This is a genomic window from Flagellimonas crocea (genome assembly GCF_033441595.1).
Taxonomy (GTDB): Bacteria; Bacteroidota; Bacteroidia; order Flavobacteriales; family Flavobacteriaceae; genus Flagellimonas; species Flagellimonas crocea.
The window spans coordinates 162,700-178,458 of the sequence record NZ_JAUZVX010000002.1 but is presented as its reverse complement, the minus strand read 5'-3'; the positions used below and the strand labels follow the sequence as shown (position 1 = coordinate 178,458).

The 15,759-nt window shown below is 42.1% G+C and carries 12 protein-coding genes; 10 read left to right on the top strand and 2 right to left on the bottom strand.

Going from position 1 to position 15,759, the window contains the following annotated elements:
- The first annotated feature begins 2 nt into the window (after positions 1-2).
- From SD449_RS06030 to SD449_RS05990, 9 genes are all read left to right on the top strand, one after another.
- Complete coding sequence (locus SD449_RS06030) at positions 3-3,140, top strand: efflux RND transporter permease subunit (protein WP_225603173.1); 3,138 nt, start codon at positions 3-5, stop codon at positions 3,138-3,140.
- A 33-nt stretch (positions 3,141-3,173) separates the two neighbouring features.
- On the top strand, positions 3,174-4,247 hold the full coding sequence (locus tag SD449_RS06025) for an efflux RND transporter periplasmic adaptor subunit (protein ID WP_121847514.1): 1,074 nt from the start codon (positions 3,174-3,176) through the stop codon (positions 4,245-4,247).
- A gap of 41 nt (positions 4,248-4,288) precedes the next feature.
- Positions 4,289-6,442, top strand: a complete 2,154-nt coding sequence (locus SD449_RS06020) for a carbohydrate binding family 9 domain-containing protein (protein WP_225603172.1) — start codon at positions 4,289-4,291, stop codon at positions 6,440-6,442.
- A gap of 11 nt (positions 6,443-6,453) precedes the next feature.
- On the top strand, positions 6,454-7,464 hold the full coding sequence (locus SD449_RS06015; RefSeq protein ID WP_225603171.1) for an extracellular solute-binding protein: 1,011 nt from the start codon (positions 6,454-6,456) through the stop codon (positions 7,462-7,464).
- Positions 7,449-9,008, top strand: a complete 1,560-nt coding sequence (locus SD449_RS06010) for an ABC transporter permease (protein ID WP_225603170.1) — start codon at positions 7,449-7,451, stop codon at positions 9,006-9,008. The genes SD449_RS06015 and SD449_RS06010 overlap by 16 nt, the downstream gene beginning before the upstream one ends.
- Positions 9,001-9,717 carry an ABC transporter ATP-binding protein gene (locus tag SD449_RS06005; RefSeq protein ID WP_225603169.1) on the top strand — a complete coding sequence of 239 codons (717 nt, stop codon included), beginning with the start codon at positions 9,001-9,003 and terminating at the stop codon, positions 9,715-9,717. The genes SD449_RS06010 and SD449_RS06005 overlap by 8 nt, the downstream gene beginning before the upstream one ends.
- A 35-nt stretch (positions 9,718-9,752) precedes the next feature.
- Positions 9,753-10,466 carry a LamG domain-containing protein gene (locus SD449_RS06000; protein ID WP_318309306.1) on the top strand — a complete coding sequence of 238 codons (714 nt, stop codon included), beginning with the start codon at positions 9,753-9,755 and terminating at the stop codon, positions 10,464-10,466.
- A 19-nt stretch (positions 10,467-10,485) separates the two neighbouring features.
- A complete protein-coding gene (locus SD449_RS05995) occupies positions 10,486-11,466 on the top strand; it encodes a YVTN family beta-propeller repeat protein (protein WP_225603167.1) in 981 nt (326 codons plus the stop codon).
- A 340-nt stretch (positions 11,467-11,806) separates the two neighbouring features.
- The gene (locus SD449_RS05990; protein WP_225603166.1) at positions 11,807-12,109 is read left to right on the top strand and encodes a PepSY-like domain-containing protein; all 303 of its coding nucleotides are present in this window, start codon (positions 11,807-11,809) and stop codon (positions 12,107-12,109) included.
- A 105-nt stretch (positions 12,110-12,214) separates the two neighbouring features.
- Here SD449_RS05990 and SD449_RS05985 read toward each other — a convergent pair whose 3' ends face one another.
- A complete protein-coding gene (locus SD449_RS05985) occupies positions 12,215-12,619 on the bottom strand; it encodes an efflux RND transporter permease subunit (protein ID WP_225603165.1) in 405 nt (134 codons plus the stop codon).
- Between the two features lie 150 nt (positions 12,620-12,769).
- Positions 12,770-12,973 (bottom strand): hypothetical protein, encoded by a 204-nt coding sequence (locus SD449_RS05980; protein ID WP_225603164.1) that lies wholly within the window; start codon positions 12,971-12,973, stop codon positions 12,770-12,772.
- A gap of 342 nt (positions 12,974-13,315) precedes the next feature.
- Here SD449_RS05980 and SD449_RS05975 point away from each other — a divergent pair, with 342 nt between their 5' ends.
- Positions 13,316-15,700, top strand: coding sequence for a TonB-dependent receptor (locus tag SD449_RS05975; protein ID WP_225603163.1), 2,385 nt, complete (start codon positions 13,316-13,318; stop codon positions 15,698-15,700).
- Positions 15,701-15,759: the final 59 nt, after the last annotated feature.

The window sequence follows — 15,759 nt, the reverse complement described above, 5'->3', positions numbered from 1 at the left end:
AGATGATCAAACTAATAATATCTGCACTGCGAAAACCCATAACCGTCATGGTAACCCTTTTGGCCATCGTGTTTTTTGCGGTATTGTCAATCCGGAATATGTCAGTTGATATATTCCCAAAACTAGGCACCCCCACTATTTATGTGGCCCAAACATACGGTGGTCTTGCTCCTAATCAAATCGAAGGATTTATGACTTCTTATTACGAGTACCATTTTCTGTATATCAATGGGATAAAGGAAGTGGAAAGCAAAACTATCCAGGGCGTATCCTTGATGAAGCTCATTTTTCATGAGGGCACCGACATGTCTCAGGCTTTGGCGGAAGTGGTAGCCCAGGTCAACAGATCCAGGGCCTTTATGCCTCCGGGGACAGTACCTCCGTTCATCACGCGTTTTGACGGAGGGGGTGCACCAGTAGGCCAACTTGTTTTTAGCAGTGAAACCAGGTCATTGGGTGAAATACAAGATCTTGCACTCTTTAAGGTACGTCCAAAATTTGCTTCAATACCGGGTGTGTCAGCCCCCCCCCCTTTTGGAGGAAACCAGCGTACTGTACTGATTAAGGCAGACCCTTCCAAACTGCGCAGTTATAATATCAGTCCGGATGAACTCGTCATGGCTATTGCCAAGAACAATACCATTTCGCCTGCCGGAAATATCCGAACTGCGGACAAACTTTTGATTGCTAACCAAAATACGGTGGTCAGCAATATCCAGGAACTGGCCAATATTCCCTTAAAGATGGGCTCCGGGCCCTCGGTATATGTAAAGGATGTAGCTGAAGTACAAAATGGGTCTGATGTTGCATCAGGATATGCCCTGATCAATGGCAGCCGCTCAGTGTACATTCCTGTAACCAAACGAGCCAGCGCATCAACCTGGGATGTGGTGAAACGCATCAAGGCAAGCCTGCCGGAAATGCAGGCTGCTGTGCCGGACGATATTAAAGTGAGCTATGAATTTGATCAGTCGGGCTATGTAATCAATTCCCTGAAAAACCTGTCCTTTGAGGGAGCTCTTGGAGCAGTGCTTACTGGCCTTATGGTACTGCTGTTTCTTGGTGACAGACGAAGCGCGCTCATTGTAATTCTTACCATACCACTTGCCATATTATCGGCAGTAGTGTGCCTTTATCTGGCCGGACAGTCGATCAATATCATGACATTGGGCGGACTGGCGCTGGCAATAGGTATTCTCGTGGATGAATCGACCGTGACAATAGAGAATATCCACCGACATCAGGAAATGGGCAAGAAAAAGGGCCGTGCCATTCTGGATGCCTGCAAAGAAATTGCATTGCCCAAACTTCTTATCCTGACCAGCATTCTTGCCGTGTTTGTTCCTTCCTTTTTTATGACTGGCACTCCCAGGGCCATGTTCTTACCGCTTACATTGGCTGTAGGTTTTGCCATGATTGCTTCATTTCTACTTTCTCAAACAATGGTTCCTATTCTTTCCAATTGGTTTCTGAAAGACCATATTACTCAAAATAAAGAAGGAAAATTCCAACAGTTTAGAAACCGGGTTGTAGGATATACAAAGGGTATCACAAACAGGAGCAAGTGGGCCATCGGTATTTACCTGATAACCACTATTGCCATGCTTGCGGTACTCTGGCAGTCTACTGGTACGGAGATATTTCCAAAAGTCAATTCCGGGCAGTTGCAAGTTCGTTTAAGAATGCCTGACGGAACCCGCATTGAAAATACGGAAAGGAAAACAAAGCAGTTTCTGGAAGTGGTAAACGAAGTGGTTGGTAAAGAAAATGTTGAGATTACATCGGCATTTGTCGGTATCCAACCACCCAGCTACCCGGTCAATACTATCTTTCTCTGGACAGGTGGGCCACATGAAGCTGTTGTAAAGATCAAGCTACAGCAGACAGGAAAGCCCCTTGATGAAATTAAAGAAAATATCAGAAAAAAGGTAACAGAAATCATACCTGAAATGCAGCTCTCTTTTGAACCGGCTGACCTGGTTGACCAAGTAATGAGCCAGGGAGCCAACACATCAGTAGAGATAGCTGTTCAGGGCAAAAACCTTTCGGAATCACGTAAATATGCCCAAGAAATAAAGGACAGGGTACAAACCGTATCGTTTATGCGTGATGTGCAATTTGGTATTCCACTTAACTATCCATCCATAGATTTACAATATGACCGTGTCCGGGCAGGCCAGTTAGGCCTAACAATTGAAGACATTAGCCGCTCTGTAACAGCCTCCACCTCTTCCAGTCGTTTCACCCAGCCCAATTATTGGTTGGATGCCGGATCGGGCAATGCATACCAGGTCCAGGTAGAATTCCCTCAATATATGGTGGATCAACCCGATGATGTCGAAAAAGTTCCATTAAAGTCGGAAAACGGGAAAACCGTCTATGTGGGCGATGTGAGTAAATGGGAACCTTCTACCATGATTGGGGAATACGACCGTCTGAACCAACAACGGTTCATTACCATCACCGGGAACCTGCATAATAAAGACCTGGGAAGTGCCATTAAAATGCTTAAAGATGAAGTAAATGCTATGGGTGAACCACCCGAAGGGATGAGTGTTAAATTCAGAGGACTTGCTGAACCGCTCTCTCAAACCTTTGATGAATTGAGTACCGGCCTTTTACTGGCAGTAGCCGTGATATTTCTGCTGCTGGCAGCCAACTTTCAGTCATTCCGGCTTTCCTTCGCAGTGCTATCCACTATTCCTGCCGTAGTTGCTGGTTCGTTCCTTCTGATTTGGATAAGCGGGAACACGCTCAACATTCAATCTTTTATGGGCAGTATCATGGCTATAGGTGTGGCAGTGGCCAATGCCATATTATTTGTTACCATAGCAGAGCATTATCGGAAAGAACAAAAACAAAACCCTCACCTGGAAGGGATAAAGGATCGCCTGAGGCCCATACTCATGACCAGCATAGCCATGATAGCAGGGATGCTACCGATGGCGCTAGGGCTGGGTGAAGGCGGCGAACAAACAGCCCCGCTTGGAATTGCAGTGATAGGCGGATTGTTGTTCTCCGTGTTTGCAACCGTATTCATCTTGCCGTCCGTCTATTGGCAGGTTTCCGGAAGAAGACTTTATAAGAGCCCGTCACTTGATCCAGATGATGAGCAGAGTACATACTTTGAACAGCAATAACTTCAAACCTGAAAAGAGTAAAATTTAAGAATAATGAGAAAATATATAATACCGATTTTATATGCAGCCATCGTTTCAGCCTGTTCAAGTAGTGTTGAAAACAATAAGATGGAAAGCAAAAACGAGTCGTCAAAAAAAGTAGAAACCATAAAGTTAAGCTTTGATAACTCCAGACATACCCTGATGCTTCCTGCGGAATTATTGGCTTTTGAAAAAGCTGGTCTGAATGCCAAAGTACAGGGGTATGTTACCGAAGTGCGGGTAGACATTGGAGATAAAGTAATGAAAGGAGCAGTCCTGATCAGGATAGAAGCACCAGAAATTCAGGCAGCCTATTCAGAAGCGCAGAGCGATGTAGAGTCAGCCAGAGCGGACTATATGAGTAGTGAGGATACGTATACCCGATTGCTAAAAGCTTCCGAAATACAAGGCACGGTTTCAGAATCCGAACTGATTAAAGCAAAGAACAAAGCCATGTCGGACAGCACTCGGCTAAAAGCATTGGATTTTACCGCCAGAGCTAAACGGCAACTCCTTAATTATCTCACAATTAGGGCGCCATTTACTGGGGTTGTAACGCAAAGAAATACAGATCCCGGAAATCTTGTGGGAGATATAGATAACCAACCTTTACTGATAATCGAAAACAACCAAAAATTGCGTTTGAAGCTACCAGTTCCTGAGGCCTTGACCGGAAGTTCCATAGCAGAGGATTCTACTTCATTTAGTGTAGAACCATTTCCCGGAAAAGTATTTAAGGCAGATTATTACAGGCGAGCCAAAAGTATAGATCCGGACACCCGTACAGAGATGTGGGAATTTCTTGTGGATAATCAAAAGGGTAATTTGAATGCTGGACTTTTTGCGGAAGCTCAATTAAGCATCAAACGTCCGGATGGAAGTCTGTGGGTACCTCATAGTGCGGTCTTGACCACCCTCCGAAGAAAAGCTGTGGGAAAAGTAGCGGATGGCAAACTAAAATGGGTAGAAGTCAGCACAGGCATGAAAGATGAAGATATGGTTGAGATTTTTGGCGCACTTGATGAAGGGGATCAAATCCTTCTGCAGCCCAATGAGGAGATGTCCGAAGGTCTGCCTGTAAACTAGTTCCCACATTTCTACAGAATCGGTTTCTATTTTAGGAAAATATGAAAGGACTATTCTTTGTCATAGGTTTACTGATGATTGTAGAATGCAGCATGGCCCAGATAAGTTTACCAAACACGATTTATGCAAAGTATACAGATGATGCAATTCAGCTTGATGGAAGATTAGATGAACCTGTTTGGGAAAATGCTGTTCGCATAAGCAATTTTACCCAACGCGAACTGAATGTTGGGGAGCCGGCAACAGAAAAAACGGAAGTGGCCATTGTCTATACGGCCAATACCCTATACATCGGATTTTGGGGTTTCGATAGGGAGCCGGATAATCTTGTAGCCCGCGAAATGAAACGGGATTTCAACTGGGGTGTAGAAGACAATTTTGAGGTCATCATAGACACTTACGATGACGACAGAAACGGATTTCTATTTGTAATCAATCCTAATGGTGCCCGTGCCGATGCGCAGATTTTAAACAACGGTAGGTCTTTTAACAAATTTTGGAATGGTGTATGGGATACCAGAACAGCGATAACGAACGAAGGTTGGTTCGCGGAAATAGCCATTCCTTTTTCTACCCTGAAGTTTAAAACGAATTTAGATCAGCAGGTCTGGGGTATCAATTTTGAGCGCAATATTCGCAGAAAAAGGGAACAATTACTATGGCAGGGCTGGTCTCGTGATTCCGAACTAGAGCTGGTGAACAGGGCTGGTACTTTGACCGATCTCGACAATATCAAAAGTAAAACTTTTATTGAAATCAAGCCTTATTCAATCGGGGGTGCGGAATTAACACCAGAAAAGTCTGAGGAACAGCTTAACGCTGGTGGCGATATCAATTACCTTATCACACCTACCCTACGTATGAATCTGACCATTAATACAGATTTTGCTCAGGTAGAAGCTGATAGGCAGCAGATCAATCTTACTCGATTTCCTTTGTTCTTCCCCGAACAGCGGGAATTTTTCCTTGAAGGACAAGACTATTTTGATATGGGTATGGGAAACCGCATAATCCCTTTTTATAGCAGGCGGATCGGATTAGCCGAAGATCGCTCTACGGTTCCAATAATCGCAGGGGCCAGGGTTTTGGGTAAAATGGGAAATACTACGTTGGGTGCTTTGTCCATGCAGACAGCCAGTAGGGACAGCATACCCTCAACCAATTATACAGTTGTAAGCTGGAGGCAGGATGTTTTGAAACAATCTTCCATAGGCATTTTATCTGCCAATAAATACGAAAATGGACGATGGCATAGCACAACCGGAGGATATGGGCTTTACAGTACGTCTGAATTATTTGGTGGCAAAAACCTGAATATTGGTGCATCATTCACACAAAACATTAACTCTGATGATTTTGATGCAAGGGCCAATGCTCACCGTATTTACCTGAGCTATCCCAACGATAAAGTTGAGTTTGATATGGCTTGGCAAAGAAGTGCTACCCCCTTCAATCCGGAAGTGGGTTTTCTGCGCAGGGAAAATTTCCAGGAGTTTTATACTGAACTTGAATGGAAACCCCGACCTAAAAACCATTTCAAATGGATACGACAGTTCAGTTTTAAAGGGTTGGACATGAATTACTTCATTTTTGACGACACAGGTGAACTGCAATCATTTTTCTACGAAATCAGACCATTAGGCTTTGAAACACGTAGTGGGGAATCCTTTGAGTTTAACCTCCAAAGGAGAGCGGAAGGTCTGCGAGAACCATTTGAGATAACGGAAGGAATTGTCATTCCTGAAGGAGAGTATTGGTACAACCGTATGGAAATACAAGCCGCTACTTTCAGCGGTCGAAACTTTGCACTCGATACGTATTTTAACTGGGGAAACTTTTTTAAAGGAAAGAGTACCCAAAGTGCTTTTGAGCTATCATGGAGAACAAGCCGTTATCTAAAGATCGCTGCTAACTACGAAAAAAACTGGATTGACTTACCGGAAGGAAGCTTTGATACAGACCTGATCGGTAACCGCATAGAGTATGCAGTAAACCCGAATCTATTCGGCTCCCTATTTTCCCAGTGGAACAGTGAAGATGAAGAAGCACTTCTAAATTTTCGTTTGCAATGGATTCCAATTATCGGAGCTGATTTCTTTTTCATCGTCAACCAGGCTTACGATACTTCGGGCAACAGTTGGACACTGGAAAGAACCACCGTTTTAGGCAAACTGATATGGAGATTTGTAATTTAAAAGGAAAAACTATGAGATTGTTATTTATTAAAATGATTGTACTGTTCATGCTTATACTTACCGCATGTAGTCATTCATCCAATGAAGTAATCGTTTATTGTACTGTTGATCAGGTCTTTTCAGAGCCTATCCTGAGGGATTTTGAGAAAGAGACCGGCATCAAGGTAAAGGCGGTATATGATACCGAAGAAACCAAATCTACCGGGGTAATGAATCGATTGATTGCTGAGAAGGATAATCCGCAGTGCGATGTGTTCTGGAGTGGTGATCCGGTACGCAATAGTGTTTTGCAAACCAATGGAATTACAGATTCATATCAATCGGAGCAAACAAATCTCATTGCTGAGTATTTCAAAGAAAAGGATAATAATTGGACGGGCTTTTCAGCTCGGGCCAGAGTACTTATCTATAACAAAAACCTGATCGCTACTGATTCTTTGCCTCAATCTGTATTTGATTTCACTGATCCTGCTTACAAAGGGGAATTTGCTATTGCCAATCCATTGTTCGGCACCACTACGTTTCACATAGCTGCGCTCTTTGTGAATTTGGGCGATGAAAAAGCCAAGCAGTGGATGAATGACTTGAAAGCAAATGGAGTGGTGATAGCCGCCAGCAACGGGGATGTTAAAAAACGGGTGATGAACGGGGAGCTCGCTTTTGGCCTCACCGACACGGATGATGCTTTTGAAGCTCAAAAAGAAAGTGATGCAGTAGATTTTGTTTTTCTGGATCAACAAGGAAGCGATATCGGGACGCTAATTATGCCCAATGCACTGAGTTTAATTAAAGGTTGTCCGAACACAGAAAATGGCAAAAAACTGATGAATTACCTGCTAAGTAAGGAAACAGAGACAAAACTTGCCAAATCCTGTGCACAAATGCCACTAATTAAAGGAACGGAATTACCCGATAACGTTCCTTCATTGGACAATATCAAATCCATGAACATAGATTACGACAAAACTTCTGCAAAACTGAGGGACATCCAACCCTGGCTAAAACAATGGGCAGAGCAATAGTCAGACATATAATATCAAAGGTTCCTTCTCTGTTGCTGTTTCTGCTTCTGGGATTGCCCATGATAGCGTTGCTCTTGCAATGGCTAGTTAATGGTGACGATAAGTCAGCGCTTTTGTCTTTCATTGGTAGGGAAACGCTATTTCTTATCGGTAAAAGCCTGCTCATATCTGGTATAGTGGCATTGTTTGCCACCTTCATGGGAACGGCATGCGGATTTATTCTATACAAAATGCGGCTTGCTTTCACCGGCTTTTACAAAATGGCACTTCTCCTGCCCCTGCTCATTTCCCCCTACATTTTTGCCGTGGCGTGGAAAGATGGTCTTTTCTGGATATTTGGAAACAATGCTGCCTTTTATTCAGATTCAGGAGTGATTCTGGTGCACACCCTCGTATTCTTTCCATTGGCGATGCTCATTATCGGTAGCGCATTATCCCGAATTGATGCCAGTTACGAAGAAGCTGGATTAATGGTGATTCCTTTCGGGACAATGCTTTTAAAAATTGTTCTTCCTCTGATTCGTTCTGCAATAACGATATCCTTCCTGCTCATTCTGATATTCAGCCTGAGTGATTTTTCAGTTCCTGCCTTCTTTGGCGTTCGCACATTTACCACCGAGATATTTACGCAGTTTTCCGCCCTATACAATTTCCCACTGGCCATAGGGCAATCAATTTTATTACTGGTAATATGCCTGTTACTCATGCTGGCAGAAACACGCTACCTTTCTGATGCTCCTTTCTTTTCCGTGTCAGTAAGAGGGAGCATGTCCAAAAAATACGCTATTCAGAAGCGTCAAGCCTTATTTCACGCTTTACTTTGGTTATTGTTGATAATGGCTTTGGTGCTGCCTGTCTTTATGCTGGGAACCCAGTCTTTAACAGGAAGAATCTTGTTCTTCAGAGAAGCGTGGATATTGATGGGCCCGGCTGTTCTGCAATCGATAAAACTTGCACTATGTGGCACCCTAATAATTACAATTGTTGGCCTTTGGTCGGCTTACGTTAAAGTCCGCTTAAACAACCGGTTACCCAACGTATTGCTTTTACTGACTTTTATTGTGCCGTCTACCGTACTGGGTATTGCCCTTATACGGTATTATAATCTGCCTGTCCTGAATTTTATTTATGGTACTGCCCTAATTCTGCTGCTCGCCTATCTCGGCAAGTTTGGTTTTATCGCTAGCCGAATTATCGGCAATGGTATGAGGCAAATACCTGTTTCATTGGAGGAGGCAGCTCTTATTATGGGAATACCATCCTGGAAAATATTTGTGAGGATCAATTTGCCTTTATTGATACCTTCTTTATTTGCCGCATTTGTCCTATCCTTCATTTTGAGCCTGGGAGAACTGGGCGTTACTATGCTGGTATATCCTCCAGGTACAGAACTGATGCCTGTTAAAACTTTCACTATAAGCGCTAACGCAGCTGAAGCCCTTACCAGCAGTATGACTTTGATCAATTTGACTGTGACCCTGGTATTAATCACGTTGTTCTTTCTGACTGGAAAATGGTTATTCAAAAAATTTCAATATGCCTGAGATCATCCTGGAACATATCACCCATTGCTACGGAGATAAGGAAGTGTTAAACGATTTCACCTATTCTTTTGAGCAGGGTAAGACAACCTGCTTAATAGGCCCTTCCGGCTGTGGAAAAACCACCGTGCTGCGATTAATTGCTGGTTTGGAAACACCTTCCAGCGGTGTGATAAAAATAGACCGAGTTAAAGTAAGTGAAAAGGGGAGCATCCTTATTCCTCCACATCAACGCCAGGTAGGATTTGTCTTTCAGGATCTGGCGCTTTGGCCACATTTTTCCGTGTACAAAAACATTGCGTTTGCATTAGCAGACAAGAAAGACACGAATATTAAGAATAAAGTATTTGAATGGCTCGAGTTATTCGGGATAAGCGATAAGGCTAAGAAATACCCTCACCAGCTTTCCGGTGGGCAAAAACAAATGGTGGCCATAGCCCGCTCGCTGATACTACAACCCAAAATACTCTTAATGGATGAGCCACTGGCCAATATTGACACACATTTAAAAGAGCGCTTACTTCTGCATTTAAAAGATATTCAGCGACAACAGCAATTCACTATGCTGTATGTAACACACGACCACAAAGAAGCCATGAACACAGGTGATTGCCTTGTGGTCATGAATGCAGGAAGAATAGAGGCTGACGGATCGAAGGAAGAAGTCAGTCTTTCATCATCAGAATTTGTAAAATCATTTCTAAAATCTTAAATGGAATAATTATGAATACAATATCAAAAATTTTCATGCCAGCAGTCACATCTGTTTTGATGTTGGTTGCCTGTGGCAATTCAAAACCCAAACTCTCAGAAGGACAAATTAAGGAAATCAATGAACAGGCACAATTTCCTGATTCCATAAAACCATCGGAAACACTCCGGTTTGATTTTGAGGATTATTCTGCTAATCAATTGCCTGACAACTGGACGCAATACTATACGGGTTCCGGAGGCACTGATTGGAAAGTGATGGATGATAACGGGAATAAAGTTATGGCACAACTATATAGCGATAATCCCAATAGCCATTTTAATATAGTTGTCAATAACAATGTCACAGCTAAAGACATGGTACTCACTGCCCGATTGAAGGGTGTTAATGGAAACCACGACCAGGGAGGCGGTTTTGTGTGGAGGTTTACGGATAAGAACAATTACTACGTGGTAAGGGCCAATCCGCTGGAGGATAATGTAGTTCTTTATAAAGTAGAAAATGGAAAACGTACCGATTTACCCATAGTCGACAAAGGCAGAACCTATGGGGTGGATGTACCGACATTGGGCAATGGGTGGAATAATTTGAAGTTAGTGGTGAAAGGTGATCTTTTTACTGTATTCCTCAACGGGAAAGAGCTATTCAAAGTGCAGGACGAAACCTTCACGGAAGCCGGAAAAGTAGGCTTTTGGACGAAAGCGGATGCTGTCACGTACTTTGATGATTTTGAAATTGAAAAATATTAATCCTAATAAAATGAACAAGATGAAAAGAAAAATCAGCTTATTGGTAACGGGCTTATCATTCGGACTAAGCCTTATGGCTCAATCACCCAGGGCATATATCACAAACTATGGGGAAGACTTTATTTCAGTAATTGACGTAGCGAGTAAAGAAAAGATTGCGGACATCAAGACAGGAAAGAATCCACATGGAGCTGCTGTTTCTCCGGATGGAAAAACTGTTGCCGTCAGTAATGAAGGTGATAACACAGTTTCCATAATCAGTGCGTCCGACAATACAGTACAACAGACCATTGCCGTTGGTAAGACACCACATCAATTAAGTTTCAGTATGGACGGGAACTACCTATTAACCGCCATTAATGGTGAACATAAGGTAGATGTGATTTCAACAACAGACTGGAAATTAAGCCAATCCATTCCAGTCGGCAGAAACCCGCACATTGTTTTGCCCATGCCTGACGGTAAATCCGTCTGGGTCACTTCCGAAGGGGACAACAAAATTGTAAAAATCGACCTTGACGAAATGAAGGTAGTTGCAGAAATCCCAGTTTTTGGATTTCCGAGAGTAATGACAGCAACTCCGGATGGGAAACTAATCTATCTTACAATAAGGTGGTTGCATGGTGTGGTTAAAATTGATACGGAACAAAATAAGATCGTTAGTTGGATACAACTTCCGGTAACAGAAAAATTTGATAATGAGGGCAAAGCTGCTCATGGACTTTGTGCTTCACCAGACGGAAAATCAGTTTATCTGACAAGCCAGTTTACCGACAAAGTATATGTAATTGATGCCGAATCCAATGAGATAGTGAACACCATTCAGGCTGGCAAAAATCCAAACTGGATTGACATTACTCCTGATGGAAAAATTGCGGTAGTGAGCAATACATCTTCCAATGATGCAGACATTATTGATTTATCTTTAGGAAAAAGTATAGCCAAAATTGCTGTTGGCAAAAATCCGAAAAGGTTGGATGTAAGTATGGTGAGAGATTAGCTTGAATATCTCAAAATTAGCACTCCCTGATAACCTTGTAAGTCTTCATATGAAAGTGGACTAATCATGTTCAAGTTCAGGACAAGTGGGAGGAAGTGTGTTTCACTACTAATTGCAAAAATGATTTTGAAATGCTCGAAATAGGAATAAAATATATGATGCGCTGTACATTTGGACGAAATATGTTTCCGATGAACGGCACACATGGGATCTGAAAACATAATTGATGTCCAATAAGCAGATGGCCGAAGGTATGCCTGTAAACTAGTTCCCGTATTTCTGCAGAATTAGCTTGTATCATTGTAATGGGTTTTAGTAAGAAATAAAAAAAAAGATTATTATGCGATTTAAAAATGTATGCTTTTTAATAGCTTGTTTGTTATTCGTGGCTGTAACAGTAAGCTGCGAAAACAAGAACCACAATTTTAAAGAAATCAGCGAAGAGGAAATTGAATATGCTGACTTACCGGCGTCTGTACAGACTGCCTTTGAGAGCTCAGAATACAAGGACTGGGAAATAGAAGAAGTAGAAAAAGTTGAAACCGACAAGGGAACTTTATATGAATTAGAACTGGAGAGCCCGGACGATAAACATCTGGAAATCTACTTCGACCAGCAAGGGAAGGTTGTAGCTACAGAGTAGCATGCAGTATGAACAAGGTGTGGTTAGAAATTATTTCATCGTAAAAATCCTGTCCGTTTAGTTATTAGTACGGACAGGATTTTTAGTTAATCAAAACATTTTAAGCTATTCGGATTTTTTAATTACCAACTCATACACACACGGTATGACTATCAAATTGAGTAAAGTGGCTGACAATAATCCACCCAAAATGACCACCGCCATCGGGCTTTGAATTTCACTTCCCGGCTGCCCGCCTTTTAGCGCAAGCGGAATCAATGCCAATCCTGTGGTAAAGGCGGTCATCAGAATTGGGTTCAATCTATCCAAGGCACCAGCTTTAACCAGTTCTATACCTGTCTTACCTTCCTCTCGCAAATCTTCGTAACGGGAAACCAAAAGGATACCGTTTCTTGTGGCAATACCAAAGAGACTGATAAATCCTATGGTCGCCGCGATGCTTACGATTCCTGATGTAAAGTACACAATGAGAATACCACCAATCAATGCCAAGGGAAGATTAATGAGCACTACTCAGTCATTTTTTGGTAAATATTTTAAAAAACAATCAGGCATTTCTCCAAGAAATTATAGGGCCAAAAGAATCGCTTAACATTTTTTAGCTTATATTTTTTGTCTATAATTGATTTTAAAAACCGCCAGTCCTCTTTTACTTTTTGTTTAATCACATTCGCATAGATTTGAGTGGTTGAAGTCAAGGCCCGTTTCATGGATAATTGCGGCGGCATCTTCCTTTTTAATCTCAGCCGTTACATTGGTATTCTCCGTAGTTTCCTTGGTTAGTTTGTCCTTGACATCCCTTCGCAGTTGCTTTTTGTCTTCCAACCATCTTTTGGCCCAGTTCTGTCTTGCTATTGTTTCCATGATACATGAATTTTAATCAAACAATATTTGAGCATGGGACAAGTAATCGATAGACAAACATTTTGCGGGCTTAACTTTCGAAGAATATTGATTAAGCTTTATCTTATTTGATTACTGAATCAAAGAAAGAAAATTCGTGGGAACCAAAAACCTTAGCCTCGCAATCCATTGATTCACAGAGGGTCAAAAGCTTCTAAAAATTTACTATTTATACATGCCAAGTCATCGGTCTTTTGATTTCAAGCTTAACAATTAAATATTATTTACAATAATTCTAAATAGTATTTGATTTCAGGGTAATAACATATACATTTGCACCTTATTTTAATTAAATCCAAATAAATGAAAATCATTACACTGGCCACGACTTTTTTATTATCATTTTACGCATTCTCCCAATCCGGTCTAAAGGGAAAAATAACCGATGAACAAAATCAACCCATATTTGGTGCCACAATTTACATTTCAGCTTTGCAAAAGGGCGCTACGACCGATTATGATGGAAATTTTGAACTGGCCTATGTTGAAGAAGGTACATGGGAAGTTACCATCCGAATGTTGGGCTATCAAACCCAAACAAAGAAATTAACTTTCACGAAAGATGAAACTGTTTCATTTACAGCAGTGCTAAAGGAAGACCTGAACAGTTTGGACGAAGTTGTCGTCTCGGCCAGCAGGAATTCTGAATATCTTTCAGAGATCCCGGCATCGGTAACGGTTGTCAATGAAGTTAAATTACAGGAATTCTCAAATTCCACCTCGAACATAAGTGAAATATTGGAATTTACGGTACCCGGCCTAGCGGTTTCTACCGGGACATTCTCCAACTGGGGACAAACTTTACGCGGGCGTTCGCTCCTGGTCATGGTGGATGGGATCCCACAATCCACCCCCTTACGAAATGGACAACTCGGGATAAAGTCAATTAGTCCCAACGATATCAGCAGGGTCGAGGTTATCAAAGGCGCGACATCCATTTTCGGTAATGGAGGGAATGGAGGCTTTATAAACTACATTACCAATAAACCAAACGCTACAAAAAAGATTGAAGGGTCAACAAACGTTTGGGGTACCTCTAACCTGGCAAAGACCAAGGATGCCCTTGGTTTCGGGGTGTACCAATCCTTAAAGGGCAATTTGAACAGGTTCAATTATTACATCAGTGGAAGCTACGAAAAAACGGGCAATAAATATGATGCGGATGGGGTTGTGGTCCTTCCGACCTACGGACTTGACAATACCAATATTTACAGTACCCTGGCAAAATTGGAATACCAAATTTCCGATAACCAAAGGATCTCCATAGGCGGTAACTTTTATAAATCTGATCAGGACACACCGTTTATTCCCGTTCCCGCAGAATTTGAGGTTTATAACGAAGAAGGTGATTATTCGCTAACGGCCGGTTATGGTGTTGAAGGTTCGATAGAGGGAGAAAAGCCAACGGGCTCTACCCTTATAAACGGACAATTACAATATAATTTGAACAATATTTTTTCAGGCACCACCGATTTTACGACCGATCTTTATTACCAGAATACGGAGAACATTTTCTTTTATTCCGATAAGTTCGAAAATGGCGGGCAATCTGTTATCAATGCCGAAAAATATGGGTTCAGGCCTAATTTCAATACAAATATTAACACCAATGGTTCCATTGATATTTCGTTGACTTACGGCGTGGATCTGCTTAAAGACAAAACCAATCAGGGCCTTTTAGACGGCAGGTTATGGGTACCGAACATAAAGATGTTCAGTTGGGCACCTTATCTTCAGTCTACCCTAAAATTTAACAATGAATGGGTGGTAAAAGCAGGTTTAAGGTACGATGACATGAACCTAAACATTGATGATTACAACACACTGCCTTATTCTCCGTTAGGGGATGGCAATTATAACCCTTCAGTAGCCGTTACGGGGGGTAAAATAAGTTTTAATAACCTGGCATTCAATGCAGGGTTACGCTACATAAAGCATCAGGAGTTCATTCCTTATATAAGTTATTCACAGGGATTTTCCATTGCCGATCTAGGGTCGGTCCTGCGCTCTGCGACGGCAGATAATATCAGCGACATTCAATTGGAGCCCGCTGTTACAAAGAACTATGAATTTGGGTTTCTATCCAGGTTCCATAATTTTAAACTGGAAGCGGTGGGATATTACAGCACCTCCAACCTGGGGACGGGCGTAGTTTTTGATGAAAACGCCAACTCCTTTGTCCCTTCCAAACAACCACAAGACATCTATGGTGGCGAGGTTGCCATTGATTATATTTCCAATAACAACAAAATACAGCTGGGTACCTCCTATTCGTATGTGGAAGGCGTGACCCATACTGCGGGCAACGAGAATAATTTAATCTATTTGGGAGGTGACGTTATTGCCGCTCCAAAATGGACAGCCTATATAACCTGGAACCCGATAACCAAATTGAGTACTTCTTTAAGAATGACCCACCTGGGAGACAGAAAAAGATTTGACCCCTATTTGGATTCCAATGACAATTATACCTATAGGCACACACAGTTCCCTGTGGAAGGATACACCTTGCTGAATTGGTCTGCCACCTACCAATTGCAATCCAATATGTCAGTTTCCCTGGCCATCAACAACCTGTTGAATGAATATTATCTGCCTGCAAGATCGCAATGGGCCGCTCCATTGAGGACTTTTACAGGGGCAGGTGAAGGCGCGAATGCCAAATTAAGCCTTCATTATAATTTTTAAATTAGCAGTACCAGTGCCAGTGAATTCACTGGCACTGTTTTTATTAAACTTTTAAGCGC

What these genes read in the sequence shown, in the direction of transcription:
- SD449_RS06030 (WP_225603173.1), top strand. Translation starts at nt 3, where the DNA reads ATGATCAAACTAATAATATCTGCACTGCGAAAACCCATAACCGTCATG.
- SD449_RS06025 (WP_121847514.1), top strand. Translation starts at nt 3,174, where the DNA reads ATGAGAAAATATATAATACCGATTTTATATGCAGCCATCGTTTCAGCC.
- SD449_RS06020 (WP_225603172.1), top strand. Translation starts at nt 4,289, where the DNA reads ATGAAAGGACTATTCTTTGTCATAGGTTTACTGATGATTGTAGAATGC.
- SD449_RS06015 (WP_225603171.1), top strand. Translation starts at nt 6,454, where the DNA reads ATGAGATTGTTATTTATTAAAATGATTGTACTGTTCATGCTTATACTT.
- SD449_RS06010 (WP_225603170.1), top strand. Translation starts at nt 7,449, where the DNA reads ATGGGCAGAGCAATAGTCAGACATATAATATCAAAGGTTCCTTCTCTG.
- SD449_RS06005 (WP_225603169.1), top strand. Translation starts at nt 9,001, where the DNA reads ATGCCTGAGATCATCCTGGAACATATCACCCATTGCTACGGAGATAAG.
- SD449_RS06000 (WP_318309306.1), top strand. Translation starts at nt 9,753, where the DNA reads ATGCCAGCAGTCACATCTGTTTTGATGTTGGTTGCCTGTGGCAATTCA.
- SD449_RS05995 (WP_225603167.1), top strand. Translation starts at nt 10,486, where the DNA reads ATGAAAAGAAAAATCAGCTTATTGGTAACGGGCTTATCATTCGGACTA.
- SD449_RS05990 (WP_225603166.1), top strand. Translation starts at nt 11,807, where the DNA reads ATGCGATTTAAAAATGTATGCTTTTTAATAGCTTGTTTGTTATTCGTG.
- SD449_RS05980 (WP_225603164.1), bottom strand. Translation starts at nt 12,973, where the DNA reads ATGGAAACAATAGCAAGACAGAACTGGGCCAAAAGATGGTTGGAAGAC.
- SD449_RS05975 (WP_225603163.1), top strand. Translation starts at nt 13,316, where the DNA reads ATGAAAATCATTACACTGGCCACGACTTTTTTATTATCATTTTACGCA.